This is a genomic window from Kitasatospora sp. NPDC048407 (assembly GCF_043200475.1).
GTDB lineage: Bacteria > Actinomycetota > Actinomycetes > Streptomycetales > Streptomycetaceae > Kitasatospora.
Map to the genome: position 1 here is coordinate 1 of NZ_JBICXW010000010.1, position 23,841 is coordinate 23,841.

Annotated in this window: 27 protein-coding genes and 1 pseudogene; 10 read left to right on the forward strand and 18 right to left on the reverse strand. The window is 73.4% G+C overall.

What is annotated here, in order from left to right; translation table 11 throughout:
• The 4 genes and pseudogenes from ACGFWJ_RS19435 to ACGFWJ_RS19450 all read right to left on the reverse strand — a co-directional run.
• Positions 1-473, reverse strand: a pseudogene (locus tag ACGFWJ_RS19435) (electron transfer flavoprotein subunit alpha/FixB family protein); the annotation flags it as partial.
• A 38-nt stretch (positions 474-511) separates the two neighbouring features.
• Positions 512-1,297 carry an electron transfer flavoprotein subunit beta/FixA family protein gene (locus ACGFWJ_RS19440; protein WP_392950984.1) on the reverse strand — a complete coding sequence of 262 codons (786 nt, stop codon included), beginning with the start codon at positions 1,295-1,297 and terminating at the stop codon, positions 512-514.
• Between the two features lie 135 nt (positions 1,298-1,432).
• Entirely contained in the window at positions 1,433-1,906 is a 474-nt protein-coding gene (locus tag ACGFWJ_RS19445) for a hypothetical protein (RefSeq protein WP_392950986.1), read from the reverse strand.
• Between the two features lie 214 nt (positions 1,907-2,120).
• On the reverse strand, positions 2,121-3,806 hold the full coding sequence (locus ACGFWJ_RS19450) for an FAD-dependent oxidoreductase (RefSeq protein WP_392950988.1): 1,686 nt from the start codon (positions 3,804-3,806) through the stop codon (positions 2,121-2,123).
• 71 nt (positions 3,807-3,877) lie between these two features.
• On the opposite strand from ACGFWJ_RS19450, the gene ACGFWJ_RS19455 reads away from it, so the two are divergent.
• Positions 3,878-4,489 (forward strand): helix-turn-helix domain-containing protein, encoded by a 612-nt coding sequence (locus ACGFWJ_RS19455; RefSeq protein ID WP_387649792.1) that lies wholly within the window; start codon positions 3,878-3,880, stop codon positions 4,487-4,489.
• Positions 4,490-4,555: 66 nt separating this feature from the next.
• Here the strand turns inward: ACGFWJ_RS19455 and ACGFWJ_RS19460 are convergent, their stop codons facing one another.
• The 6 genes from ACGFWJ_RS19460 to ACGFWJ_RS19485 all read right to left on the reverse strand — a co-directional run bounded on the left by ACGFWJ_RS19460 (position 4,556) and on the right by ACGFWJ_RS19485 (position 9,313).
• Positions 4,556-5,155 carry a Tat pathway signal sequence domain protein gene (locus ACGFWJ_RS19460; protein ID WP_392950992.1) on the reverse strand — a complete coding sequence of 200 codons (600 nt, stop codon included), beginning with the start codon at positions 5,153-5,155 and terminating at the stop codon, positions 4,556-4,558.
• Between the two features lie 67 nt (positions 5,156-5,222).
• Complete coding sequence (locus tag ACGFWJ_RS19465; RefSeq protein ID WP_392950995.1) at positions 5,223-5,846, reverse strand: Tat pathway signal sequence domain protein; 624 nt, start codon at positions 5,844-5,846, stop codon at positions 5,223-5,225.
• Between the two features lie 103 nt (positions 5,847-5,949).
• Entirely contained in the window at positions 5,950-6,639 is a 690-nt protein-coding gene (locus tag ACGFWJ_RS19470; RefSeq protein ID WP_392950998.1) for a Tat pathway signal sequence domain protein, read from the reverse strand.
• A 135-nt stretch (positions 6,640-6,774) separates the two neighbouring features.
• Positions 6,775-7,389 (reverse strand): Tat pathway signal sequence domain protein, encoded by a 615-nt coding sequence (locus ACGFWJ_RS19475; protein WP_392951001.1) that lies wholly within the window; start codon positions 7,387-7,389, stop codon positions 6,775-6,777.
• 125 nt (positions 7,390-7,514) lie between these two features.
• Positions 7,515-8,189, reverse strand: a complete 675-nt coding sequence (locus tag ACGFWJ_RS19480; RefSeq protein WP_387649802.1) for a Tat pathway signal sequence domain protein — start codon at positions 8,187-8,189, stop codon at positions 7,515-7,517.
• 149 nt (positions 8,190-8,338) lie between these two features.
• Positions 8,339-9,313 carry a hypothetical protein gene (locus tag ACGFWJ_RS19485; protein WP_392951003.1) on the reverse strand — a complete coding sequence of 325 codons (975 nt, stop codon included), beginning with the start codon at positions 9,311-9,313 and terminating at the stop codon, positions 8,339-8,341.
• Positions 9,314-9,962: 649 nt separating this feature from the next.
• On the opposite strand from ACGFWJ_RS19485, the gene ACGFWJ_RS19490 reads away from it, so the two are divergent.
• The 4 genes from ACGFWJ_RS19490 (at position 9,963) to ACGFWJ_RS19505 (ending at position 12,847) form a co-directional block, all read left to right on the forward strand.
• Positions 9,963-10,592, forward strand: coding sequence for a DUF6230 family protein (locus ACGFWJ_RS19490; protein ID WP_392951006.1), 630 nt, complete (start codon positions 9,963-9,965; stop codon positions 10,590-10,592).
• Positions 10,582-11,085 carry a DUF6114 domain-containing protein gene (locus tag ACGFWJ_RS19495; protein WP_392951009.1) on the forward strand — a complete coding sequence of 168 codons (504 nt, stop codon included), beginning with the start codon at positions 10,582-10,584 and terminating at the stop codon, positions 11,083-11,085. The genes ACGFWJ_RS19490 and ACGFWJ_RS19495 overlap by 11 nt, the downstream gene beginning before the upstream one ends.
• Positions 11,086-11,351: 266 nt before the next feature.
• The gene (pxpB, locus tag ACGFWJ_RS19500) at positions 11,352-11,990 is read left to right on the forward strand and encodes a 5-oxoprolinase subunit PxpB (RefSeq protein WP_392951012.1); all 639 of its coding nucleotides are present in this window, start codon (positions 11,352-11,354) and stop codon (positions 11,988-11,990) included.
• Positions 11,987-12,847 carry a biotin-dependent carboxyltransferase family protein gene (locus ACGFWJ_RS19505; RefSeq protein ID WP_392951014.1) on the forward strand — a complete coding sequence of 287 codons (861 nt, stop codon included), beginning with the start codon at positions 11,987-11,989 and terminating at the stop codon, positions 12,845-12,847. The genes pxpB and ACGFWJ_RS19505 overlap by 4 nt, the downstream gene beginning before the upstream one ends.
• Positions 12,848-12,860: 13 nt before the next feature.
• Here the strand turns inward: ACGFWJ_RS19505 and ACGFWJ_RS19510 are convergent, their stop codons facing one another.
• The 3 genes from ACGFWJ_RS19510 to ACGFWJ_RS19520 form a co-directional block, all read right to left on the reverse strand.
• On the reverse strand, positions 12,861-14,237 hold the full coding sequence (locus ACGFWJ_RS19510; protein WP_392951017.1) for a VWA-like domain-containing protein: 1,377 nt from the start codon (positions 14,235-14,237) through the stop codon (positions 12,861-12,863).
• Positions 14,234-15,454, reverse strand: coding sequence for an AAA family ATPase (locus ACGFWJ_RS19515; protein WP_392951020.1), 1,221 nt, complete (start codon positions 15,452-15,454; stop codon positions 14,234-14,236). Before ACGFWJ_RS19515 ends, ACGFWJ_RS19510 begins: the two co-directional genes overlap by 4 nt.
• A gap of 61 nt (positions 15,455-15,515) precedes the next feature.
• Positions 15,516-16,853, reverse strand: a complete 1,338-nt coding sequence (locus ACGFWJ_RS19520) for a hypothetical protein (protein ID WP_392951022.1) — start codon at positions 16,851-16,853, stop codon at positions 15,516-15,518.
• Between the two features lie 167 nt (positions 16,854-17,020).
• On the opposite strand from ACGFWJ_RS19520, the gene ACGFWJ_RS19525 reads away from it, so the two are divergent.
• From ACGFWJ_RS19525 to ACGFWJ_RS19535, 3 genes are all read left to right on the forward strand, one after another.
• On the forward strand, positions 17,021-17,938 hold the full coding sequence (locus ACGFWJ_RS19525) for an oxygenase MpaB family protein (protein ID WP_392951024.1): 918 nt from the start codon (positions 17,021-17,023) through the stop codon (positions 17,936-17,938).
• Between the two features lie 461 nt (positions 17,939-18,399).
• Positions 18,400-18,591, forward strand: a complete 192-nt coding sequence (locus ACGFWJ_RS19530) for a hypothetical protein (RefSeq protein ID WP_387649827.1) — start codon at positions 18,400-18,402, stop codon at positions 18,589-18,591.
• 126 nt (positions 18,592-18,717) lie between these two features.
• The gene (locus tag ACGFWJ_RS19535; protein ID WP_392951027.1) at positions 18,718-19,011 is read left to right on the forward strand and encodes a WhiB family transcriptional regulator; all 294 of its coding nucleotides are present in this window, start codon (positions 18,718-18,720) and stop codon (positions 19,009-19,011) included.
• Positions 19,012-19,130: 119 nt separating this feature from the next.
• Here the strand turns inward: ACGFWJ_RS19535 and ACGFWJ_RS19540 are convergent, their stop codons facing one another.
• From ACGFWJ_RS19540 to ACGFWJ_RS19550, 3 genes are all read right to left on the reverse strand, one after another.
• A complete protein-coding gene (locus ACGFWJ_RS19540) occupies positions 19,131-19,598 on the reverse strand; it encodes an ATP-binding protein (protein WP_392951030.1) in 468 nt (155 codons plus the stop codon).
• Between the two features lie 100 nt (positions 19,599-19,698).
• Positions 19,699-20,052 carry an STAS domain-containing protein gene (locus ACGFWJ_RS19545; protein ID WP_387649835.1) on the reverse strand — a complete coding sequence of 118 codons (354 nt, stop codon included), beginning with the start codon at positions 20,050-20,052 and terminating at the stop codon, positions 19,699-19,701.
• A 145-nt stretch (positions 20,053-20,197) separates the two neighbouring features.
• A complete protein-coding gene (locus tag ACGFWJ_RS19550) occupies positions 20,198-21,238 on the reverse strand; it encodes an RNA polymerase sigma factor SigF (RefSeq protein ID WP_392951033.1) in 1,041 nt (346 codons plus the stop codon).
• Positions 21,239-21,435: 197 nt separating this feature from the next.
• Here ACGFWJ_RS19550 and ACGFWJ_RS19555 point away from each other — a divergent pair, with 197 nt between their 5' ends.
• Positions 21,436-21,816 (forward strand): cyclase, encoded by a 381-nt coding sequence (locus ACGFWJ_RS19555; protein WP_392951035.1) that lies wholly within the window; start codon positions 21,436-21,438, stop codon positions 21,814-21,816.
• 27 nt (positions 21,817-21,843) lie between these two features.
• Here ACGFWJ_RS19555 and ACGFWJ_RS19560 read toward each other — a convergent pair whose 3' ends face one another.
• Together ACGFWJ_RS19560 and ACGFWJ_RS19565 are read right to left on the reverse strand one after the other, a co-directional pair.
• Positions 21,844-22,203 carry a PRC-barrel domain-containing protein gene (locus tag ACGFWJ_RS19560; RefSeq protein WP_387649843.1) on the reverse strand — a complete coding sequence of 120 codons (360 nt, stop codon included), beginning with the start codon at positions 22,201-22,203 and terminating at the stop codon, positions 21,844-21,846.
• Between the two features lie 94 nt (positions 22,204-22,297).
• Positions 22,298-22,807: a MarR family winged helix-turn-helix transcriptional regulator gene (locus tag ACGFWJ_RS19565; protein WP_392951038.1), complete on the reverse strand. Its 510-nt coding sequence runs from the start codon at positions 22,805-22,807 to the stop codon at positions 22,298-22,300.
• A 53-nt stretch (positions 22,808-22,860) separates the two neighbouring features.
• Between ACGFWJ_RS19565 and ACGFWJ_RS19570 the strand changes: the two genes are divergently transcribed.
• On the forward strand, positions 22,861-23,706 hold the full coding sequence (locus ACGFWJ_RS19570) for an SAM-dependent methyltransferase (RefSeq protein ID WP_392951040.1): 846 nt from the start codon (positions 22,861-22,863) through the stop codon (positions 23,704-23,706).
• Positions 23,707-23,841 lie beyond the last annotated feature (135 nt).

Consider the following 23,841-nt stretch of genomic DNA (forward strand, 5'->3'; position numbering starts at 1 on the left):
GCGCTGTTCGGCTTCACCGTGATCACCGGCACGCCGGTGGTGACGGCCGACTTCACCTGGAACGACGCCGCGAACACCGACTGCGTCGCCACCGGACCGCTCTCGCCGGCCTCCAGGTCCACCGCGTCGGTGATCAGACCCGAACCCAGCCGCAGCGCGGTGCGGGCGGCGATCTCCTTGCCCTCGCCGCTGGAGGTGACCAGCACGGCGGCGGCATTGGTGGTCTTGGCGATCTGGGTGAGGGCGTCGACCTTGGGGACGACGAGGAGGGTGGTGAACTCGTCGGCGTCGGCGGTGTAGACCTTCGCCGCGCCGTACTCCGCGGCCTTGGCGGCGATGCCCGCGGCGCTGTCGCCGGCGCCGAGGACCACGGCGGAGGGGGTGCCCAGACGGCGGGCCAGGGTCAGCAGTTCCAGGGCGGGCTTGCGCACCGCGCCGTCGGCGTGGTCGACCAGGACCAGGATCTCACTCATGACTAACTCCGTATCCTTCGATGGTTCCTGGCGGCCCGTCAGATGAACTTCTGCTCGGCGAGGTAGGTGGCGAGCTGCTTGCCGCCGTCGCCCTCGTCGGTCACGATGACGCCCTTGCTCCGCGCGGGGCGGGCGGTGATGTCCGCGACCTTCGTCCACGCGCCCGCGAGACCCACCGCGTCGGCGTCGATGCCCAGGTCGTCCAGGTCGAAGGAGGTCACCGGCTTCTTCTTCGCGGCCATGATGCCCTTGAACGACGGGTAGCGGGCCTCACCGGACTGGTCGGTCACCGACACCACCGCCGGCAGCGCCGCCTGCACCGTCTCCGTCGCCGCGTCGCCGTCCCGGCGACCGGTCACCGTGCCACCCGAGACCGAGACCTCCGACAGCAGAGTGGCCTGCGCGACACCCAGGCGCTCCGCGAGCAGCGCGGGCAGCACGCCCATCGTGCCGTCGGTCGACGCCATGCCGCACACCACCAGGTCGTACCCGGTCTTCTCCAGCGCCGCGGCCAGGATCGCCGAGGTGCCCATCACATCCGTGCCGTGGATGTCGTCGTCGTTGACGTGCACGGCCTTGTCCGCGCCCATCGACAGCGCCTTGCGCAGCGCGTCCTTCGCGTCGTCCGGGCCCACCGTCAGCACCGTCACCTCGGCGCCGTCGTTCGCCTCCGCGATCCGCAGCGCCTGCTCGACGCCGTACTCGTCCAGCTCCGACAGGAGGCCGTCCACGCCCTCCCGATCGGTGGTCGCATCGTCCGCGAAGCGACGATCACCGGTCGCGTCGGGCACGTACTTCACACAGACAACGATCCTCAAGCTCACGGCCACCTTGTCCTTTCACGGCGCGGAGGGAACTCAGTACCCCCACTAGACCACACTCCGTGCCACAGATCCACTCTTCGGCGGGGTCAAGTGGAGTGATAGGGGACTCGGTGTCCTGGCTGAGGGAACTGAGTGTCAGGTGATCGGGGTCGGGCGGAGCGCGGCGGCCCAGGGCAGGGAGTACCAGGAGAGGAGGGCGAGCAGGGCGGCGCTGGGGAGTTCGGCGACGTAGGCGAATATCTCGGCGGTGCGGAAGGCGTCGCCGCGGTGGGCGGACCAGAGGTCGAAGAACGCGTCCATGGCCAGCAGGACGGCGGTGGCCGAAGCGATCGGGCTGGTGGCGCGGTGGCGGCGGTGGACCAGGGAGGCCAGCGAGAGCAGCGCGGCGGATTCGATCAGGTCCAGCCAGACCCAGGAGTTGGAGAGGTTGCGGGCACCGAAGTGGCCGCGGACGTTCAGGGCCAGGTCGACGATCCACGGCAGGAGCAGCACGGCGGCGACGCGGAACGCGATCGACAGCCAACGCAGCACCGCGCCCTCGTGGTTGGCCAGGGCCTTGCGGAAGCCGGGGCGGAACCTGGGACGGGACGCGGGGCGGATTGCGGGCACGCCGTGATCATAGGGCGGACGGCCGGTCGGGCGGGTGGCTCGGCGGGTGAGTGGCTGGTCGGGCGGGTGGCGCGTCGGGCGGGTGGCTGGTCGGGCGGACGGCTGGTCGGGTGGGTGGCGCGTCGGGCGGGTGGACGAGAACGGGCGGGTGGACGAGAAGGGGCCGCCCGCGTGCGTGCGCGGGCGGCCGTAGAGAGGGGGAGTGCGGGGTGGGTCAGGCCGCGCGGCGCAGGTGGACCGTGGAGTCGCGGTGCGGGCGGGCGTCGGGGTCGGTGACGGGGTGCTCGGGGTGGTCGCGGCGGGGGTGCTCCTCGGCGCGCTCCACCGTCCAGGCGCCCGGGGCCAGGTGCAGGGAGTCGAGCACCTCGGCGGGGGTGGGGAAGGTCATCCCGGCGTGCTTGTGGTTGTGCTCGTCGTCGTTGTGCGCGTGGTCGTGGGTGTGCGCGCCGTCCTGCGGGTGCGCCTCGTCGGGGGCGTGGTTCTGGTGCCGGGCGGGGGCGACGGCGTGGCTGACGATCAGCAGGGTACCGCCGGGGGCGACCGCGTCGGCGGCGCGGCGCAGCACCCGCTCGCGCGGGAACTCGGCTGGGGAGTGCAGGAATTGGGCAGAGACCAGGTCGTAGGAGCCGGACGGGAAAGCGTTTGCCAGGTCGGTGCGCTGCCAGCTGATCCGGTCGGCGACGCCGGCGGCCGCGGCGCGGGCGGCGGCCCGGTCCAGGGCGACCTGGGAGATGTCGACGGCGGTGACCTGCCAGCCCTGCTGGGCCAGCCAGATCGCGTCGCCGCCCTCGCCGCAGCCGAGGTCGAGGGCGTGGCCGGGGGCGAGGCCGGTGACCTCGTGGGTGAGCGAGGCGTTGGGCCGGCCGCTCCAGATCTGCTCGCTCTCGCCGTAGCGGTTCTCCCAGAACTGGACGGCCTCGACGGCGAGTCGGGTCTCCTCGGCGATCAGGTCGGCGTTGATGGCGGCGGCGGCCCGCAGGCCGTCGGCGGCGGCGACGGCGACCTGGGCCATCGGGTCGGTGAGGTTGCCGACCGCCCACACGCCGGGGGCCTCGGTGGCGCCGGCCGGGTCGGTGGTGGCGAGGCGTTCGCCCAGCTTGACGCCGTCGCGGACCAGCGCGGTCGGGGTGAGCCCGAGACCGGCCAGGAACGGTGCGCGCACGGCGAGGCCGGTGCCGACGCCGAGCGCGTCGCAGTCGATCACGGTGCCGTCGGCGAGCCGGACGCCGGTGAGCGCGTCGGCCTCGTTCTCGGGGAGGACGGCGACGACCTCGCCGGTGTGCACAGTGATGCCGCGGGCGGCGAGTTCGCGCCGCTGCTGCTCGGTGAACGGGCCGGCATTGTGGGCGAGCAGCGTGACGTCGGAGCTCCACTGGCGCCACAGCAGCGCCTGGTGAACGGCGACGGCGGGCTCGGTGGCGAGCACCGCGATCCGGCGGTCGCGGACCTCCCAGCCGTGGCAGTACGGGCAGTGCAGCACCTGCCGGCCCCAGCGCTCGGCCAGGCCCCGCAGTTCGGGCAGGACGTCGGTGGTGCCGGTGGCCAGCAGCACCCGGCGGGCGTGCACGGCGCTGCCGTCGGAGAGCTCGGCGCGGAAGGCGCCGTCCGGCTGCCGAGTGATGCCGCGCACCTCGGCGTCGTGGAACTCGCCGCCGTACGAGGCGACTTCGGCCCGGCCGCGGGCGAGCAGCTCGGTGGGCGGCACGCCCTCCTGGCCGAGCAGGCCGTGGGCGCCCTCGGCGGGCGCGTTGCGCGGCCGGCCGGCGTCGACGACCAGGACGGAGCGGCGGGCCCGGGCCAGGACGAGGGCGCCGCTCAGTCCGGCGGCGCCGCCGCCGACGACCAGGACGTCGTGGTGGCGGGCAGGGTGCGGGTGCGAATCGCGGTGGGTGGCGGTCATGGATCGATGGTGCGGCGCCGTGGCCGGATTGACAAACAATGTTGCTGAGGTGGCAAATGGAGGGTGAGTGGATGTCGAACGGGAGGAGTGCCGAGTTGAGTGAGGACTTCGAGGCGGTGCTGACGGCGGTAGGGCCGCGGCTGCGGGCGATCCGGCAGCAGCGCGGCACCACGCTCGCGCAGCTCAGCGAGGAGACCGGCATTTCGGTGAGCACGCTGTCTCGGCTGGAGTCGGGCGGCCGCCGGCCGACCCTGGAGCTGCTGCTGCCGCTGGCCCGGGCGCACGGGGTCGCGCTGGACGAGCTGGTGGACGCACCTCCGACGGGCGATCCGCGGGTGCGGCTGCGTCCGTTCGTCCGGCACGGGTGGACGTACCTGCCGCTGGCCCGCAACCTCGGCGGGATGCAGGCGTACAAGACGATCGTCCCGCCGGGGACCCGGGAGGACGCCGAGCAGCGCACCCACGAGGGCCACGAGTGGCTGTACGTGCTGTCCGGTCAGCTGCGGCTGCGGCTCGGCGAGCACGACGTGGTGCTGAAGGCGGGCGAGGCGGCCGAGTTCGACACCCGCACGCCGCACGTGTTCACCAACGCGGGCTCGACGCCGGTGGAGTTCCTGAGCCTGTTCGGACCGCAGGGGGAGCGGGTGCATGTGCGGGCGCGGACCACGGGCAAGGAGAGTTGACGGGCCGTCAGGGCGGAGCGCCGCCTCCGGGAGCGGGGGCGGAGTCGAAGTGCCGGGTGTGGAGCGTCAGTTAAAGAGGTTGACCGGGCCGTAGGAAGCCGTGAATTCGAGGCTCGGGTAGCAGATGCTCGGGCCGGAGGACTTGGTGAGCAGCTGCTTGACCAGGGTGATCTGCGTGAGGTTGTTGGTGAGGTTGCCGTTCAGGAAGTTCGCGCGGTAGACGCAGGTGGCGACTCCGGCCAGCGTCTTGAGGACGACGGTGGTCTGGATGGAGCCGCTCGTGGGGGCGAGAACCAGCGGGGAGTCGGCCGTGTCGGCGATGGCGAGCGTGTACGGCAGGTTGTCCACGGTCAGGCTGATCACGGCGGTAACGCCGATGGTGTTGGAGACGCAGCTGCTGAACGTCAGCACGTTGACCGGGCCGGACAGGGTGCCCGGGCTGCTCGGGTTGACGGCGAGCGTGCCGCCGAGGTGGGAGGCGGCGCACTTGGTGCCACTGGTGGTGCCCGGGTAGAACAGCGTCGCATCGTCGTAGGCCAGGTCCGTGGACAGCGGGCCGCCGACGGTGGGGCGGGCCGGGGTTGCGGGCATGGCGCCGGCGGTGCCGGCCGGGAGGACGATCAGGGCGATCAGGGCGGTGACGGCGGCGAAGAGGCGGTTGCGCACGGGGGTTCCTTCCGTTGGGGAGAAGGTGCAGGTGCGGGCGCTGCGCCGAACTTCCGGGTCGGGAACGTCAGTTGACGAGAGCGGCGGCGCCTTGCGTGACCGGTCCGTAGGAAGCGGAGAAGTCGATGGACGAGAAGCAGAGGCTCGGGCCGGCCGCCTTGGTGAGGTTCTGGGCGCTCAGGTTGAGCTGCGTCAGGTTGTTGGTGGCGTTACCGTTCAGGACGTTCGCGCGGAAGACGCACGTGAGGTTTCCGGCCAGCGTCCTGGCGACGAGGGTGGCCTGGAGGTAGCCCGCCGAGGTCGGGAGGAGAACGAGCGGGTTGCCGGGCGCGTCGGAGACGGCGAGCGTGTACGGCAGGTTGTCCATGGTCAGGCTGGTCACGGAGACGAAGCCGGGAATGTTGGTGGTGCAGCCGCCGAAGGTGAGCGTGTCGACCGGGCCGGACAAGGTGCCCGGGGCGTTCGGGTCGGCGGCGAGCGTGCCGCCGAGGTGGGAGGCGGTGCACTTGAAGCCCGAGGTGGAGCCCGGGGAGTACATCGTCACCACGGTGCCGGGGACGAGGTCCGCGGACAGCGGGTTGCCGACGGCGGGGAGGGCCGGGGTCTTGGGCGCGGCGCCGGCGCTGCCGGCGGGGAGGGCGATCAGGGCGGTGGTGGCGGCGAGGGCGGCGGCGAAGAGGCGGTTGCGCACGAGGGTTCCTTCCGCAGGGGGAGCGGGGGCGTGTGCCGGCCAGGGTGCGGCGGGGTGCCGCGCCCCGGGGAGGGCGCGGCACCGGGGTGGCTGGTGCGGGGTGTTACTGGACGAGGACGATGCCGCCGTTGCCCGGGGCGGTGTCCGTGACCGGGCCGTAGGAGGCGGTGAAGTCGATGTTCGCGGAGCAGATGCTCGGCCCGGCGATCTTGACGTAGCGCTGGAGGCTCAGGTTGATCCGCGGCGGGACGTTGGTGGCGTTGGCGTAAATGGCCGACCCGGTGGAGAGGTAGATGCAGGTGGCGGTGCCGGTCACCGTCTTGAGGATCGCGGTGACCTTGGGCTGGGTGCTTGACACCGGGGCGAGCGTGACGGGGTAGCCGGGCGAGTCGGTGACGCTCAGCGTGTAGGGCAGGTAGTCCATGGTCAGGCTGGTCACGCCGGTGACGCCGACCACGTTGGAGGTGCAGCCGCTGAAGGTCAGCGCGTCGATTTGGCTGGACGCGGTGGCGGAGCCGGTGGCGGCGGGGTTGGAGGTGACGTAGCCGGAGAGGTGGGAGGCGGTGCACTTGACGCCGGTGGTGGTGCCCGGGTTGTTCATCGTCGCCACGGTGCCGTTGGTCAGGTCGATCGACATCGGGTCGCCGGGGCTGACGGGCACGTTGTTGGCGGTGTAGAGAACGGCGCCGTCGCTGGCGTAGGCGTCGGCGTCGGCGTCGGCGGTGCCGGGGAGGGCGATCAGGGCGGTGGCGGCGGCCAGGGCGGCGGCGCCGGCGAGGAGGCGGTTGCGCACGAGGGTTCCTTCCTTCCGCAGGGCGAACGGGTGCAGGTGCGGGCGCGGACCACGGGCAGGGAGAGTTGACGGTCCGGCATGGCGGAGCGCCGCGGCCCGGGGCGGGTGCGGCGCCGAAGTGCCGGGTGCGGAGCGTCAGTTGAATAGGCTGACCGGGCCGTAGGAGGCCGTGAACTCGATGTTCGGGAAGCAGATGCTCGGGCCGGAGGTCTTGGTGAGTACCTGCTTGACCAGGTCGATCTGCGTCTGGCCGTTGGTGACGTTGCCGTTCAGGACGCTCGCGTGCAGGACGCAAGTGGCGTTTCCGGCCAGCGTCTTGAGGACGGCGGTGGCCTGGATCACGCTGCCCGCGGAGGGGGTGAGAGCCACCGGGTAGCCGGCCGTGTCGGAGATGCTGAGCGTGTAGGGCAGGTTGTTCATGGTCAGGCTGGTCACCGAGGTGACGCCGGGCACGTTGGAGGTGCAGCCGCTGAACGTCAGCACGTTGACCGGGCCGGACAGGGTGAGTGTGTTCGGGTTGGCGGCGAGTGTGCCGTCGATGTGGGAGGCGGTGCACTTGACGCCGGTGGTGGTGCCCGGGCTGTACATCGTGGCCACGGTGCCGTAGGCGAGGTCCGTGGACAGCGGGCCGCCGACGTTGATCGTGTGGAGAGCCGGGGTTCGGGTCGTGGCGTCGGCGGTGCCGGGGAGGGCGATCAGGGCGGTGGTGGCGGCCAGGGCGGCGGCTCCGGCGAAGAGGCGGTTGCGCACGAGGGTTCCTTCCGGTGGGGGAGCGGGTGCAGGCGCGCACCACGGGCAGGGAGAGTTGACGTCCCGCTATGGCGGAGCGCCGCGCCCCGGGGAGGGCGCGGCGCCGAAGTGCCGGGTGCGGAGCGTCAGTTGACGAGGACGACCTGGCCGTTGCCCGGAGCGGTGTCGGTGACCGGGCCGTAGGAGGCCGTGAACTCGATGCTCGGGAAGCAGATGCTCGGGCCGGAGGTCTTGGTGAGGAGCTGCTTGACCAGGTTGATCTGCGGCGGGACGTTGGTGGCGTTGCCGTTCAGGACGCTCGCGTGCAGGACGCAAGTGGCGGTTCCGGCAAGCGTCTTGAGGACGGCGGTGGCCTGGATCACGCCTGCGGAGGGGGTGAGAGCCACCGGGTAGCCGGCCGTGTCGGAGATGGCGAGCGTGTACGGCAGGTTGTTCATGGTCAGGCTGATCACCCCGGTGACGCCGGGCACGTTGGAGGTGCAGCCGCTGAACGTCAGTGTGTTGACCGGGCCGGACGCGGTGCCGCTGGTGGTCGGGGAGACGAGGGGGTTGGTGCCGACGGTGCCGCCGATGTGGGAGGCGGTGCAGGTGACGCCGGTGGTGGTGCCGGGATTGAACATGGTCGCCGCGGTGCCGGTGACCAGGTCGGCGGAGAGCGCGTCGCCGGCGTTCACGGCGACGCCGCTGCTGGTGTAGAGGAGGGGCCCGGCCACGGTGGCGTTGGCGGTGCCGGTCTGGAGGGCGACCAGGGCGGTGGCGGCGATCAGGGCGCCGGCGCCGGCGACGAGACGGTTGCGCATGAGGGTTCCTTCCGGTGGGTGGGGCGTCCGGTGAGGGTGGCCGCGGCCGGGTGGCCGGGGCGCTGCTCCGGGGGTGCGGAGCGCGTGCCCGCCCGCGGGGGCGGGCACGAGTCGGTGGGGGAGCGGCCGGCGGCCGCTTCACGAACGGGTCAGTGGGCGGCGCTGGCGGCCATCGCGGCGGTCAGGTCGGAGAGGCTCTCGTCCAGCGCGAAGTTGGCGTTGGTCTGCTGGAAGCTCACCGAGTTCTTGCCGGGCGTGGCGGGCAGGTTCATGGTCCAGTTGATGATCTGGTTGAGCGAACCGAGCAGACCGCAGCCGTTGGCGCCGGGTACCGAGAAGGTGTTGTCGACCAGGTTCGCGTTGTTCTCGGAGATCACCAGCGCGTTGTGGCCGTTCGGGTCCATGTTGAGGTCGACGGTGCCCGGGTCGCCGGTCATGGGGGCGGTCGGCGCGGGCGGGGCGGTGGTGCCGGTGGTGGGCTTCAGCACCAGCGGCGCGGAGTTGGAGCCGACGTAGCAGTCCGGGCCGAACAGCGCGTTGAACAGGTGCAGCTTGATCGGCAGCTGGAAGACGGGGTACGGCTCGCCGGTCGCCATCGGGGTGAACTTGGTGACGGGGCCCGCCAGTTCGACCTGGGCGAAGACGCTGGTGATGCCCGGCAGGAAGTTCGCGATGCCCGGGATGGTGATCTCCACCATCGGCGCGCTCATCAGCGGGCCGTTGGTGGGCGGCACCACGGTGTACTGGTTGGCGGTGGTGCCGTCCGGGAAGGTCACCGTGGGCCCGGACTTGTCCCAGTAGAAGCCGAACTGGAGCTTGATCGGGGAGTTGAACGGCACCACGGTGCTGCCCAGGGTGAACTTGCCGCCATTGGTGATCGACACCATGCAGCCGACCTGGAGGTTCGCCGGGTCCGTCATGGCGGGCGCGGTCAGCGGGCAGTTGCCCATGCCGGTGTACGGCCCGCCCGGTGCGGCGGCGGAGGCCGGGACGGTGCCGGCCAGCAGCGCGGCACTGGCCAGCGCGGCCGGGACGGCGAGGCGGCCGAGCAGCCGCCGGGAGCCGCGGCGGGCGGCGGGGCGGTCGGAGCTGCTGGCGGAGAGGTCCGGCTGGGTACGGCGCATGGTGGGGGAACTCCTCACGGCAAGGGGTCGGGGGGTGGCGGCCGGTGCTGGACGCTTCAACAGTGGTGCGGCGTGCGGGTGTTCGGCGAGCGGGTGGGTCGCTCGACGCCACGAGCGACTGGCCCGAAGGCGTACGACCGCACCTGCCGCCGGGCGGTCCGTGGTACCGGGGCCGGTCCGTACCGCCGGGGCGGGACGTGATACCGGGGCGGGACGTGGTGCCGGGCGGGACGTGGTGTCGGGCGCGGCGCCCGGGGTCACGAGGGCGCCGACATTCGAGGCGGAATATCACCCGGGGCCGCGCCCTGACAGCGCGGGGTTACCGCCGGGTACATCGCCAAGTTCTATGGGGGGTCGGACGGCAACGTCAAGGAGATGTGCGGAAGTTGGCAGGTCGGTGAGCGGAGTTCGAGTGATTCCTCGCCCCAATGGTCATTCCAGTCACAGGAGTTGACTGACGTTCAGATGTGTGGGGACGGTGCGCGAAGTATTGACCCGCCATGTACCCCGGGGTAACTTCCAGACAGCTCACAGGTATGAGAAAGATCGTCAACTTCATTGCAAGAAAAGCTCGTTGACGCATCCGTCCACGCCAGGACCTCACCGCCCGCGAGCAGCGCACCCCCACTCGAACCCTCTGGAGCTGCACATGCCCCACCCCGCAGAACAACCCGCAGTCACCCCCTCCGGGCGTGGCCGGGTCCGGCTGCGCCGCGCCGCACTGATGGCGATACCCGCCTGCGTGACCGCCGGCGTCCTGGTGACCCTGACCGCGCAGAACGTCCTCGCCAACCAGTTCGCCATCTCCGGCATGGCGTTCGAGGTCACCGCCGACCGTTTGCACGGCACCGGGGTCGCGCAGTTCGGCGTACTGGACAACATGATCGAGAACAGCCCGAACGCCGGCGACACCGGCGGCCAGCTGTTCCTGATCCAGACCGCCGTCAAGTCGGCCGACCTGACCAAGCTCTGCCAGAGCGTCAACCTGGGCGGCATCAACCTGCTGATCACGGCGGGCGACAAGGGCACCCCGGTGCACGCGGAGAACCTCACCACCGACTCCGACCTGATGAGCGGCGAGGCCGAGTTCAAGGGCCTCGAAGTCGGCCGTGACGCCAGCACCTTCGACAAGGGCCCCGTCCAGGGCCCGCCCGGAATGTTCGGCCAGCAGGGCGACGAGGTGACCGTCGACCACTTCCGCCAGCGGAACTACGCCACCACCGCCGGAGTGTTCCGGCTGCCCAACATGCACCTCAGCTTCAGCACCGATGGCTGCTGAGTTCGACTCGGCACCGGACCGGGCGGCCGAGAACACCGCGGCCGCCCGGCCCACCGGTTCCGAAGACCCCGTCGTGGACGCCCCGCCGGCCGTTCCCGCCCGCACCGGCTTCGCGGGCTGGCGCGACCGCCGCCCGTTCTGGGGCGGCCTGCTGGTCACCCTGGCCGGCGCCGAGATCCTGTTCACCGAAAAAGCCCCGATGCACATGGTCATCCGCATCGGCCTGCTCGGCCTGGCCGGCTACGTCATCCCGACCCTCATGGTGCTCTGCGGACTGCTGCTGATCTTCCACCCCGTGCAGCGGCTCTTCTACTCCCTGGTCGCGGTCCTCGCCACCCTCGGCAGCTGGATCACCTCCAACATCGGAGGGTTCTTCATCGGCCTGCTGCTCGGCCTGGTCGGCAGCACCCTGGCCTTCGGCTGGCTCCCCGACCAACCCCTGAGCAAGCGCAAGGCGCGCCGTCTCGCCGAACGCGAAGCGACCCCGGCCTAGACCGGGGCGGCCCACGGCGCGGGAGCGTGGCCTGCGCCGTGCGCACCGTCCGCGACCCCCGCACACCGAGCGGTCGGGGGCCGCGGACGGCATTCCCGCGTCCGCCTGATGTCGCCGCCTCCGCCTGCCGCGTCCGCCTGCCGCGGCCTCCGTCCGGCGCGGACCGCGCTCCGGTGTACGGCGTACGCACCGCACCCGTCGCACGCTTGGTAGCTTGAGCCGAGGACGGCCCAGCAGTGGCCGGGCGAACGGAACAGGACGGTCCGGTGCGAGTACTGCCATGCGGGAGCGACGCCGTCCTGGTCGAGGTCGACACCGCCGACCAGGTCCAGCAGCTGCACGGTGCACTGCGCACCGCACCACCCACCGGCGTCACCGAACTCGTCCCCGCCGCCCGCACCGTGCTGGTCCGCTACGACCCCCGCGTCACCGACCCGCACCGCCTGCGTGCCGCCCTCGCCGCCCTGCCGCGCACCGCCGCCGCCCGCACCGCCGACGAGCCCGACGCCGTCCGCGTGCCCGTCCGCTACGACGGACCCGACCTCGCGGAGGTCGCCGCCCGCGCCGGGCTGACCGAACGCCAGGTGATCGAACGGCACACCGCCGCGCACTACCGCGTCGCGTTCTGCGGCTTCGCCCCCGGCTTCGCCTACCTCACCGGCCTCGACCCGCAACTGCGCCTGCCCCGCCGCAGCGAACCCCGCACCCGGGTGCCCGCCGGATCCGTCGCCGTCGCCGACGAGTACACCGGCATCTACCCCAGCCCCTCGCCCGGCGGCTGGCACCTGCTCGGCAGCACCGCACTCACCCTGTGGGACCCCGCCGCCGACCCGCCCACCCGACTGCGCCCAGGCACCGCCGTCCGCTTCGTCGAGGTGTCGGAGAGTGCGGGGAGTGGGGCATGACGCGCGCCGAACTGCTGGTCGTCCGCGCCGGGTTCGGCGCCACCGTGCAGGACCTCGGACGCCCCGGGCTGGCCGCGCTCGGCGTCGGCCGGGCCGGGGCCGCCGACCGCGACGCGCTGCGGCTGGCCAACCGGCTGGTCGGCAACCCCGAGGATGCCGCCGGCCTCGAAGCGCCCATGGGCGGACTCGAGTTGGCCTTCCCCCGCGCCACCACCTGCGCGCTCACCGGCGCCGACTGCCCGGCCTGGATCGACGGCCGCGCCGCTCCCGCCCGCACCCCGCTGCGCGTCCCCGCCGGCGCCCGGCTGCGCCTCGGCACCCCCACCCGCGGCCTGCGGGTCTACCTCGCCGTCCGCGGCGGCCTGGACGTCCCCCCGGTGCTCGGCTCGCGTGCCACCGACACACTCGCCGGAATCGGCCCCGACCGGCTGGCGGCCGGCCAACTGCTGCCCCTCGGCGACGCCGCCACCGGCTGGCCCACCGCCGACCACGCCCCGCGACCCGCCCCCGCCGACCGCACCGTGCTGCACGTACTGCCCGGCCCGCGCGAGGACTGGTTCACCGCCGGCGCGCTGCGCACCCTGCTCACCGAGCCGTACACCGTCACCCCCGACAGCGACCGGGTCGGCATGCGGCTGGACGGGCCCGCCCTGGAGCGCGCCCGCACCGGCGAACTCCCCTCCGAGGGCATGGTCGGCGGGGCGCTGCAGGTGCCGCCGTCCGGGCGGCCGATCCTGTTCCTGGCCGACCACCCCGTCACCGGCGGCTACCCCGTCATCGCGGTGGTCCGCCGGGCCGACCTCGGTGCCGCCGCGCAGGCCCGCCCCGGCGACACCCTGCACTTCCGGCTGAGCTGAACTTCTGTGGTGCTCAGCCGAGTTGCACCACCCGCGCCCACTCCGGCGGTCGCTCCGGCCGATAGTTCGGATCGTCCTCGTTGATGTGGGAGGGGCGGCGGAACAGGCCGACCACCGTCCGGCAGGCCGGCTGGCGGGACGGCCACGCCGTCTGGCCGTCCGTCAGCGCCACCACCACGTCCGGGGTGGGGCGCAGGCGCAGCGCGGCCGCGAAGCCCTCCCGCAGGTCGGTGCCGCCACCGCCGACCAGCGTCAACATGCCGTCGCCGCCGATCCGTTGGACCTGCCCGGCGGCGGCGTCGCAGGAGATCACCGACAGTAGCTCGCGCCGCCCGCCGAGGGTGCGGGCGATCGCGGCGATCTCCAGCAGCGCGGTGCCCAGCTCCTGGTCGCTGACCGAGCCGGAGGTGTCCACCACCACGGCCACCCGCGGCAGTTGGTGGCGCAGCGCGGGCAGTACCACGCCCGGAAGGGCGGTGGCGCGGCGCGCCGGGCGGCCGTACGTGTAGTCGGAGCCCGCGCCCGCGCCGGCCACCGCCGAGCGGACCGCCGCGCCGAGCAACTCCCGCCACGGCTGCGGCGGATGGAACGCCTCCCGGGCCCAGCGCCGCCAGCCCGCCGGGGTCTCGCCCGGCCGCCCGAGGATGCCCTCGGCGACCCGGAACCGGACCAGGTCGCTCTCGTGCGGCTGGAGCCCCTGGCTGCCGTCCGGGCCGAGCTCCCACGCGCGGTCCAGGCCGTCCGCGCAACTTCCGCACTCCACCCAGCCGGTGAGGTCGGTTTGCGGGCCGAGCGTGAACCTCGTCAGGTACTCCTCCATCAGCAGGCCCGGCGGCAGGCGGAGGGTCTCCGGGTAGACGGCGTCCTTCGGGCGGACCAGGCCGTCGCCGAACACGTCGTCGTTGATCTCGCAGTCCGCCGCCAGGTTGATCCGCAGCCGGCCCTCCGGCCCGTACAGCCGGTACTTGCGCATCGCCCGGTCGCCGCGGGCGGCGTGGTCGCGCAGCAGGTGGGAGACCTCGTGCACCCAGATCGAGGCGAGTTCCTCCTCCGACCGGGCGGCCACGAACGCGGGGGAGACGTAGCAGCGCCAGTACCGGTCCACCGCCATGGTCGGCACCTGTACCGATTCGACCACCTGCATCGCGAACAGCGCGGTGGCCAGGTACGGGCGGGCCCGGACCGCCTGCAGGCGGGCCGCGTACAGCTTCTCCAGGTCCAGCGGCGGCCCGGCCGGGCGGGGCGCGCGCGGGTGGGGTGCGCACTGTTTCGGGTCGTGCGGCCGGTGCGGGACGGGTGCGGGGCGGGGCTTCGGCGGGCGCGGCTTCGGCGCGGTCGACGCGGGTGGGGTCGGTGTCGATGGGCTGGCGGCCGGGCGGTGCGTGCTCATCGGCGGCCCGCACCGGCGGCGGCGCTGACCCGGGCGGCGGCCCGGTCGGCCCGGCGGGACAGTTCCAGCGCGCCCGCGAACCGTTCGATCAACGCCGGTACCTCCCAGTCGGGTTGGCGCAGTGAGGTGAGCGTGGTGACGGGTACCACCAGCACGTCCGCGGTGCCGGTCTGCAGCGCCCGCGTCATCAACGCCCAGGCGGCGTCCCAGCGTTGCCGGGTCGGCCGGGAGCGGACGGCGGCGACCACCGCGTCCAGCACGGTCTGCCGCAGGTCGCCGCGGGCCGGCAGTTCGGCGTTGTCCGGGTCGGCGAGCAGGTCCTCGGGGGCGGGCAGGTCCATCCGGTCGACGACGGCCAGCAGTTCGAGGCCGGGCCCGTCACCGACCGTGCCGCGCACCAGCATCGACAGCACCTCGCGGGACGAGCCGGCGGCCGAACCGAACGCCAGCAGCCGCATCGTCATCTCCCAACTGCGCGGCGAGGGCCAGGCCCTGCCGCGCCGGGTTTCGGCGGACGGCAGCCGGTGGGTCAGTTCGGGTCGCACCGTCAGCAGGTCGCACACCGCGCGGCGGGCGAACTCGACGGCGGCGGGCAGCCGTTCGGCGTCCAGCCGGGGCGGTTCGGCGCGCGGCCACACCCCGCCGAGGCCGCGCACCACCACCTGCGGGTCGTGCATCCAGTCGAGGTGGACGAACCGGTTGGCGAGCGGTGCGCTCAGCTCCCAGCCGTCGGCGGCCGACGCGCGCGGGTTGGCCGCCGCCACGATCCTTACGCCCGGCGGGAGTTGGAGCGCCCCGATGCGGCGCTCCAGCACCAGGCGGAGCAGCGCCGCCTGCACGGCCGGTGGGGCGGTGGAGAGTTCGTCGAGGAACAGCAGCCCGCGGCCCTGCCGGACCAGGCGCACCGCCCAGTCCGGCGGGGCGAGCGGCACACCGTCGGTGGCCGGGTCCGCGCCGATCACCGGCAGGCCGGAGAAGTCGGACGGCTCGTGCACGCTGGCGATCACCGTGGTGAGCGGCAGGTCGAGTTCGGCGGCGAGCTGGTTCAGCGCGGCGGTCTTGCCGATGCCCGGTTCGCCCCAGAGAAGGACGGGGAGATCGGCGGCGACGGCGAGGGTCAGGGCCTCGATCTGGAGGTCCTGGCGGGGTTCGGTGGTGGACTCGGCGAGAAGCGTCAACAGGTTGTCAGCGACGGCGAGTTGGGCGGTGGAAGGCATGGGTGATCACCTGGGGAGGGAAGAGTCGGATGCCGGTGCTTCGGGTTGCGCCGGGCGAAGGTCAGTGCCGGTGTGCGAAGGCGCAGTCGGTGCGGAGGCACCACCGGTGGCCGCGTGGCGGGCGGGGACGGTGCGGGCGGCCGTTCGGCAGCGGTTCGGACAGCGCGAGTGCGGCTGTGCGGGCACGGCGAAGCCGGCCGGGGTCGAGCCCGGCCCGGTGCAGCGCGGCCGTCTGCCGTTGGCTGTCGTCCTCGGCGAGCCGGTCGGCGAGCGGTCCGGGGAGCAACGGTGCTTCCCCGCCGATCACTTGACGGACGGCCGTGAGCGCGCCGGACCGGTCGCCGTGCAGCAGCCGCTGCACGATGGCGTCCAGGTCGTCGGGCTGCCGGTGCGCGCGGTCGATGGCCTGAAGGCAGGGCAGCGGTGGGCCGCCGAACGCCAACAGCAGTTCCTCGCGCCGCAGTTGCTCCGGCGGATGGTCCAGTGCGGTGAGCCGGCCGTCCACCAGCGCGAGCCGGTGCCGGGCGCCCCGGCAGTCCACCAGCAGCGGATCCGCCGAGGACGGCGGCGCCGCGCGCGCCGGGCGGTGGCCCGGGACGAGCGCCGCCGCGACCAGCGGATGCAACCGGTCGGCGTCCAGCGCCCCCGAGCGCAGCAGCCACACGTCGGGCGGGGCCCAGGTGGCGGCGTCCGGGAGCACCGGCAGGCCGCGCGCCGCACGCAGCTCCGCGCCGACGGCCCCGCCGGTGGGGTCGAGCAGCAGGAACTGGCGGGAGGACAGCCGCACCGCGACCGGCGTGTCGGGCGGGAGCCCGTCCGCCGTGCGCAGCAGCCGTGCCTCGAACTCCCATCCGGTGTCGGCGAACTGACTGTACGTCAGATCACTTGTCCGGTCGGCGAGTTCGGGGGCGCGGCGGGCGTCCCAGAGGTGTCGGTGCAGGTCGAGGCGGAAACGTGGCTGAGGGCGGCCCGCCGGGGCATCCGCGTGCCACAGCGAAAGTCCGATCCGCTGGTCCGACGCCGCGTGGCGCGGCGCGGTGTGCGCCACCAGGTGGAACGCGGCAGGTCCGTCCCGCGGGTAGCGGGCGAGCGTGGCGCGCAGCCCCGGCCGCAGCAGCCCGTCAGGGGCCGTCCGCGGCAGGTGCCAGCGCAGCAGGTCCGGAGCCAAGTGGCGTAGGTCGGAGCGCAGTTGACCGGCAAGCTCGGAACCGTACGCGCGGGCGACAGCCCGGACGTCGAATTCCACGTCGAACCGGGCAGCAGCGCAGGCGCCGCCCCAGTCGCCGGCCTCGCGGCGGGCGGTGGCGGTATCGATCATGGCCGGGGGAACGGCGAACTGCCGTACGCGCGGCCAGAAGCAGGTACGAGTGTCCTCGTCCATCAGCGAAGTGTCGTGCATCAGCACTCACTTCGAAGGGACGGGACCTCCAATCCATGAGTAGTCATCGCCGGTGATCCTAGCTGGTCGCCGGGTGTGCTGTCAGCCCCGTTCGGTGGCGGGGCCGCGCGGCGTAGGGTGGCGGCAGGGAGAACCAGGGAAGATCAGGGGCCGGGAGGTGCACGGCGGTGACAGGCGGGTGGCGGCGGCCGGTTCAGGTGCTGCGGCGGAGGCTGTTGCGGGAGATCAACGCGACAGTGCACGGCGCCGACCTTCATATGGAGCGCTACGACCGGCCGCTGGGCGACCCCGGGCTGTTCGGTGCGTCCAGCGTGGTGTGGCGGGTGCACGAACACCCCGCCGGGATGCTGGTCGGCGGATTCGCCGCGCTGATGCTCCAATCGCTGCACCCCGTGGCGATGCGCGCCGTCGCCGAGCACTCCGACTACCGCACCGACCCCACCGGGCGGCTGCACCGCACCGCGCGGTTCGTCTCCACCACCACGCTCGGCTCCTCCGCGGCCGCGGAGGCCGCGATCGCGGGCGTGCGCCGCATCCACCGGTACGTCCGGGGCTTCGACGCGACGGGCCGGCCGTACCGGGCCGACGATCCCGAACTGCTCTGCTGGGTGCACACCGCGGAGGTGTCCTGCTTCCTGCTGGGGCACCAAGTCTTTGCCGGGCAGCGGAAGTTGACCGGTGCCGGGTGCGATGCGTACCTGTCCGAGGTGGCGCTGATCGGCGAGCTGCTCGGCGCGGACGGGGTGCCCGGCTCGCGCGCCGAGGTCGCCGCCTACCTGGCCCGGGTGCGGGGCGAACTGCGGGCCGGCCCCGAGGCGTTGGAGGCCGTCGCGCTCCTGCGAGGCTTCGGGCGCAGCCGGCGCGAGCGGCTCGCGGTGCGGGTGCTCACCGACGCGGCCGTCGGGCTGCTGCCCGGCTGGGCCCGCAACGAACTCGGCATCCGCCGCCCCTGGCTGGTACGCCGCCTCTGGGACCGCCCACTGGCCCGGCTGCTCGGCGCGGTGATGGTGTGGGCCTGCGGCCTGTCCCCGATCAGGGCTGCCGCACACGCCCGGGCGGAGGCCCGCGTCGGGACGGCGGGATGACGTCGGGCGGGCGGGGTGACGTCGGGCGGGCGGGTGACGTCGGGCGGGCGACGTCGGGTGGGCGGGGAAGCGCGGTGAGTTGAGCGCCGGCAGAGCGTGGAAGCGGCCGCCGTCCGGGGCTGGGTCCGGAATTGGCGGCCGTTTCGGGATCGTCGGCGTTCGGTGCTGGGCACTTGGGGAACGCGGGTGGGCCTCAGTACTGGGGCCGACGGCCGTGGTTCGCCTTGTGCCTGGCGCGGGCCTTCTTCTTGCGGCGTCGCTTGGACGACATGGCCACACTCTCCTCTCGCGACAGCGGACAACGGGCCCCCCGTCCACCGTGCGCCTGTCGTCGCGATGGTGCCAACCGGGCGCCGGGGACGGTCCGTTGCGGGAAGAACGCGGAGCGCGATGGCCGGGTGCGGCGGCGGATCGGGACGCACCATGGAGACGAGGGGGCGACGACTGCTGCGGGAGGCGAGATGTCGCATCACACGCACGGAACGCACGGAACGCACGACGCACCGGCCGACGAGTGGCCGCCCACCGAGACTCCGGAGGCCGAGATGACCGCCGAGGGCTCGCCGCCGCCGGACGAGAGCGAGAAGACGGCGGAGGACGGTCCCGAGTTCGCCGTGCCGGTGTCCTCGCCGCCGGAGCCCGAGGAGGACTGACCGGAGCGGCCCCCAAGCCTCGCAGGAACCGGCGCCGAGGGCGGTTCGGGCGGCGGATCGCGGTTACACGGACGGGCACACCAGTTCGTCCGTCGATCCGACTGTCTGATCGCCAGGAGGAAGCCGATGACCGTGATCTCCCGTCTGCCCGCCGCCATCGAGGAGGAGTGGGACTGGCAGCTGCAGGGCGCCTGCCGGGCCGCCGACTCCCGGCTGTTCTTCCACCCGGCCGGCGAGCGCGGCCAGGCCCACGACGACCGCGACCGGGCCGCGAAGGCGGTCTGCGCCCGCTGCCCCGTCCGCGAACGGTGCCTGCGGCACGCGCTCGCCACCCGGGAACGCTACGGGGTGTGGGGCGGCCGCACCGAGGAGGAGCGGCGGCACATGCTGCGCCGGCGGCGACGCAATCGCGGCCGGTGAGGCAGTCGCGGCCGGCAACGCAATCGCGGCCGGTGAGGCAGTCGCGGCCGGTGAGCGGCGCAGAGAGAGGCGGCCTCCGATCGCAGGGGGCCGCCTTCGCGGTTGCCGGCGCGCGCGGCCTACGCGCGTAGCCGGGAGGCGTCGATTTCCGCCCAGATGGACTTGCCGCGGGCGTGCGGGTCGGCGCCCCAGCGGTCGGCGGTGCGTTGCACGATGTACAGGCCGTGACCGCCGGGGAGACCGGGGCGGTGGGGGGTGCGCAGGGCGGGCAGGACGGAGGAGGCGTCGGAGACCTCGACCCGCAGGCGGGCCGGGGTGGCGTCCAGGACGAGTTCGAGCGGGCCGCCGGCGTGCAGCATGGCGTTGCCGACGAGTTCGGCGACCAGCAGCACGACGTCCTCGCCGAGGTCGGCGTCGGACGGGGTGGACCACGACCAGTCGGCGAGCGCCTCAGCGGTGAACGCGCGGGCCCGGGCCACCGGCCGGGGGATGCCCGCCAGCCGCAGCCGGCGGCGCTGGCCGCCGGGGGGCAGGACCGCGCCGGCGTCCGGGCGGTCGCCGTCCAGGGTTCCCCGACTGGGCGTCACGGGCGGGTTCCCTTCGGTCTCGACGGCAGGCTCACGGGTCGGTTGCCCGGCCGGGGCCGGATTATGCCTGGTGCGGCGGACGGTACGCGGACGGAGGGTCTCACCGGTCGGCGTCGAGGGCCGCGTCCACAGTGTCGTGGATGGTGAACACGGCTTTCGCGCCGGTCAGTTCGAGCAAGTGCCGGACCGGCCCGGAGAGCGCCGCGAGCCGGAACGGCAGTTCGGTGTCGGCCGCGGTCATCCGGGTCTGCAACAGCAGGTTCAGCCCGGACGAGTCGCAGAAGTCGACCCGCCCGAGGTCGATCACGAGCGTCCGGAGGCGCTGGGCCAGCAGCTGGTCCAGCGCCTCTCGGGCGGGCTCCAGGGTCTCGATGTCCAGATCGCCCGACAGCGTGCACACCGCCGCGTTCGACGGCGTGTGCCGCACCTCCACCGCCAGGGGGGCCACGGGCATGTTCTCGGCTGGCATCCTCGTCCTGTTCCCTCGACCGGTCTGGTTCGACCATACGCACGGCGGGCGCGACGGTCGAGGCCGGGTGCGCTGTGCGGTGGGGTGGTCGGGGTCAAAAGCCCTTGCGCTACACGGAGTTGACGTAACGTCAGATCTCGTCGCCGTCGGCGGTCAGGCCGGTGCGCAACCTGGCCAGGGTGCGGGACAGCAGCCGGGACACGTGCATCTGGGACAGGCCGAGGCGGGCGCCGATCTGCGACTGGGTGAGGTCCTCGGTGAATCGCATCGAGAGGATCAGCCGTTCACGCTCCGGGAGTTGGGCGATCAGCGGCTTCAGCGCGACCAGGTGCTCCACCAGCCCGTACCCGCCGTCCACCCGGCCGAGGCGTTCGGCGGGCTGCTGCCCGTCGCTCTCGCCGGGGACGGTCAGGTCGAGCGAGCCGGCGGTGTGCGCGTTGGCGGCGGCCAGGCCCTCGATCACGTGCTCCTCGGGCAGCGACAGGTGCGCGGCGAGGTCGGCGACGGTCGGCTCGCGGTCCAGCGTCTGCGCCAGCGCGTCCTGCGCCCTGGCCAGGTCGAGGCGCAACTCCTGGAGCCGGCGCGGCACATGGACGGACCAGGTGGTGTCGCGGAAGTGGCGCCGTATCTCGCCGACGATGGTCGGCACCGCGTACGTGGTGAACTCCACCCCGAGGCCGGGGTCGAAGCGGTCGATGGCCTTGATCAGGCCGACCGAGCCGACCTGCAGCAGATCCTCGTACGGCTCCTTGGTGCGGCCGAAGCGGCGGATCGCGAACCGGACCAGCGTCAGGTTCAGCTCCACCAGCGTGCTGCGGACGTACGAGTACTCCCGGGTGCCCTCCTCCAGGCCCGCCAGACGGCGCAGCAGCACGCGGCTCAGCTCGCGGGCGTCGGCGGGCGTGGCGTGGGTGGGGTCCGCGAGGGCGCTGGCGGGGTCCGCGAGAACGCGGTCCGTGTGGGTCGGGTCCGCGAGGGCGCTGGCGGGGTCCGCGAGAACGCGGTCCGTGTGGGTGGGGTCCGCGAGGGCGCTGGCGGGGTCCGCGAGAACGCGGTTCGCGTGGGTCGGGTCCGCGAGGGCGTCGGCCTGGGCGGCCGAGGGCGCTCCGAGCGGCTCGGAGGTCGCCCCGGCGGGTGCGGACAGGAGAAGTTCATCAGTGGGCACAGGCATGCCTTTCCTTGCCTCGTCTCCGGCCGGTCCGTCCCCGGGTACCCGATCGGCTGAGGGTCATGCCTGGCAAACGTGTGAAGTTTCCGTGCCTGCACCCCCCCCGGCTGCCGGTGCATGCCGGCCGGCGGACGGGGCAGGCGCAGCCCGGACGCGGACCGCAGCCGGGCGGCCGCATTCGGTGAGGAGAGGAGAACACCATGGGCCGGATCGAGGAATCCGTGGAGATCGACGCCCCGATCGAGGCGGTCTACCGCGCGTGGACCGATCGCGTGTCGCTACCCGCCTGCATGCGTGGCGGAGCGGGCCGCGGGGCCGCCGCCACCGAGGTGGTGCCGCTGGAGCGGATCGCCTGGAGCGGCGGCGAGGACCGGACCGGGCACTCCGGCGTGGTCACGTTCCACCGCGCCGGGGCCGACATGGAGGACGGCACCCGGGTGATGCTGCAGCTGGACACCGAGCCGCACGGCCTCTGGGACCACCTGGTGGAGGGCCTCGGCTTCACCGACCGGCACGTCATCGACGAACTCGCCGCGTTCAAGGCGGACGTCGAGCGGCACCGGCCGGGCCTGGCCGCCTGAGCCGTTTCCGCTGCCCGCGCAGCGGTGTCAGCGGCGGGCGAGGCGCCGTTCGCCGCCCGCGCCGGTGGCGTAGTCGAGGTTGTAGTGCGAGAACACCTCGGGTTCCTGTTCGGCGGCCAGGATGCCGTCGGGGTCGATGGACGGTGCGCCCTTCACGAGGTTGCGGTCGTACGGGACCCGCACGTAGTCCGGCCCGACCACCGCGTCCGCGACCGGCACGAACACCAGGCGGCGCTTGCTGAACATCGGGCCCACCGTGACGGTGGCGAAGGAGGGCAGGTCGGTGGCGGTGTCGACGTAGATGTTCTCCAGGGTGCCGATCTTCTTGCTCTCCTGGTCGACCACGTCGTGCCCGCGCCACTCGCGGATTTCGGTGATCTTGATCATTGACGGCCTCCGATGGCTGGACGGTCCGCCGGGGGTACGGCCTGTTCGGCGGTGCGGACCATGGCGGGACGAGGGGTTCCCGACCCGTCCATGGTCATCGACGGTGGCCGGGTCCGCCCGTTCGCGCGTCGGTGTCCGGCGCGGGCATGCGCGCATCGGTGTCCGGCGCGGGCGTGCGCGCCTCGGTGTCCTGCGGGAGCAGCAGTGCGGCCAGTTCGTCGAGCAGCTCGGCGACCCGGCGGGCCTGCTCCGGGTCGGGGACGGCCCTGGCGATGACGGGTTCGGCCGGTCGGGCGACCCGGGCCCTGATGTAGCCGCGGGCGAGTTCGGAGGCGCGCAGCAGGGTGCGGCGGCCGTCCGCCGGGTCGGTCGCGGCGTCCAGCAGGCCGCGTTCGCGTAGCCGGGCGACCGAGGTGGAGACGTGGCTCTGGGCGAAGCCGGTGCGGACCCGGATGTCCTGCACCGAGGTGTCCGGGTGCCGGTACACGTCGGAGATCACCGCGATCTCGCCGGGGGAGAGGGTCGCCGAGGCGTGGTCGGTGACCATCTCCCGGCCGAGCTCGGTCAGTCGCTTGCCGAGCCGCAGCAGTCGTACGCCGTCCATGCGCGGCAGAATACATCTTCACAGATGCATCGGTACCGATGTAGTTTTCCGGCATGACGACCCAAGAGCCGGTCACCCCCGGCCTGCCCGCCGCCGATCACCTGAGCCCCGTGTCCCGCACCGCCCTTGCCGTGGCCCGGGGCCGCGCCTACGAGAGCGCCCAGCCCGACCCGCTGTTCGTCGACCCCTACGCGCTCGCCTTCGTCACCGCCGCCGGCCAGCCGCCGCGCCCCGGCAACGGCAAGCCGCTCGGACCGCTCGCCCGCCGCCTGCTCATGCACGGAATCCTGCGCACCCGCCACTACGACGACCGGCTGCTCGCCGCCGACACCCGCCAGGTCGTCGTGCTCGCCGCCGGCCTCGACACCCGAGCCCACCGACTGCCCTGGCCCGACGGCACCCGCCTGTACGAGATCGACCTGCCGCCCGTCCTCGCCTTCAAGGAGCAGGTCCTCACCGCCCGCGGCGCCCGACCGCAGTGCGAGCGCACCGCGCTGCCCGCCGACCTCACCGGCCCCGACTGGCCCGAACGGCTCCGCGCCGCCGGCTTCGACCCCGAGCAACCCACCGCCTGGCTCGCCGAAGGGCTGCTGGTCTACCTCGACGCCGACCAGGCAGCCCAACTGCTCACCACCGTCGGCGAGTTGTCCGCAACCGGCAGCCGCCTGCTGGTCGAACAGGGCCGTGACGTCAGCCGCACGCCCGTCGAGGAGGGCCTCACCGAGATGACCGCCCTGTGGCGCGGCGGCCTCGGACCCGGGACGGCGGACTGGCTCGACGCCCACGGCTGGACCACCCGCTTCACTTCCCTCGAGGACATCGCCGCCACCCACGGCCGCACCCTGCCGCCCGCCACCGGCGCCGCCCTCAACGGCTTCCTGGAGGCCGTGCGGACCTGACCGCCAACGCCGCTGCGGCATCCGCGCGTTCGCCATCGGGCGGGCGAACAGACCGATGCCGCAGGCGGGTTGATCCGATCGGGAGGTCGCGCGGCGCTGGAAGGCGTCGCGGTGGCCACCGCCGAGGAGCCCGGT

What these genes read in the sequence shown, in the direction of transcription:
- ACGFWJ_RS19570 (WP_392951040.1), top strand. Translation starts at nt 22,861, where the DNA reads ATGACGACCCAAGAGCCGGTCACCCCCGGCCTGCCCGCCGCCGATCAC.
- ACGFWJ_RS19520 (WP_392951022.1), bottom strand. Translation starts at nt 16,853, where the DNA reads ATGCACGACACTTCGCTGATGGACGAGGACACTCGTACCTGCTTCTGG.
- ACGFWJ_RS19490 (WP_392951006.1), top strand. Translation starts at nt 9,963, where the DNA reads ATGCCCCACCCCGCAGAACAACCCGCAGTCACCCCCTCCGGGCGTGGC.
- ACGFWJ_RS19450 (WP_392950988.1), bottom strand. Translation starts at nt 3,806, where the DNA reads ATGACCGCCACCCACCGCGATTCGCACCCGCACCCTGCCCGCCACCAC.
- ACGFWJ_RS19530 (WP_387649827.1), top strand. Translation starts at nt 18,400, where the DNA reads ATGTCGCATCACACGCACGGAACGCACGGAACGCACGACGCACCGGCC.
- ACGFWJ_RS19565 (WP_392951038.1), bottom strand. Translation starts at nt 22,807, where the DNA reads ATGGACGGCGTACGACTGCTGCGGCTCGGCAAGCGACTGACCGAGCTC.
- ACGFWJ_RS19505 (WP_392951014.1), top strand. Translation starts at nt 11,987, where the DNA reads ATGACGCGCGCCGAACTGCTGGTCGTCCGCGCCGGGTTCGGCGCCACC.
- ACGFWJ_RS19515 (WP_392951020.1), bottom strand. Translation starts at nt 15,454, where the DNA reads ATGCCTTCCACCGCCCAACTCGCCGTCGCTGACAACCTGTTGACGCTT.
- ACGFWJ_RS19550 (WP_392951033.1), bottom strand. Translation starts at nt 21,238, where the DNA reads ATGCCTGTGCCCACTGATGAACTTCTCCTGTCCGCACCCGCCGGGGCG.
- ACGFWJ_RS19510 (WP_392951017.1), bottom strand. Translation starts at nt 14,237, where the DNA reads ATGAGCACGCACCGCCCGGCCGCCAGCCCATCGACACCGACCCCACCC.
- ACGFWJ_RS19535 (WP_392951027.1), top strand. Translation starts at nt 18,718, where the DNA reads ATGACCGTGATCTCCCGTCTGCCCGCCGCCATCGAGGAGGAGTGGGAC.
- ACGFWJ_RS19495 (WP_392951009.1), top strand. Translation starts at nt 10,582, where the DNA reads ATGGCTGCTGAGTTCGACTCGGCACCGGACCGGGCGGCCGAGAACACC.
- ACGFWJ_RS19480 (WP_387649802.1), bottom strand. Translation starts at nt 8,189, where the DNA reads ATGCGCAACCGTCTCGTCGCCGGCGCCGGCGCCCTGATCGCCGCCACC.
- ACGFWJ_RS19455 (WP_387649792.1), top strand. Translation starts at nt 3,878, where the DNA reads ATGTCGAACGGGAGGAGTGCCGAGTTGAGTGAGGACTTCGAGGCGGTG.
- ACGFWJ_RS19555 (WP_392951035.1), top strand. Translation starts at nt 21,436, where the DNA reads ATGGGCCGGATCGAGGAATCCGTGGAGATCGACGCCCCGATCGAGGCG.
- ACGFWJ_RS19485 (WP_392951003.1), bottom strand. Translation starts at nt 9,313, where the DNA reads ATGCGCCGTACCCAGCCGGACCTCTCCGCCAGCAGCTCCGACCGCCCC.
- ACGFWJ_RS19545 (WP_387649835.1), bottom strand. Translation starts at nt 20,052, where the DNA reads ATGCCCGTGGCCCCCCTGGCGGTGGAGGTGCGGCACACGCCGTCGAAC.
- ACGFWJ_RS19560 (WP_387649843.1), bottom strand. Translation starts at nt 22,203, where the DNA reads ATGATCAAGATCACCGAAATCCGCGAGTGGCGCGGGCACGACGTGGTC.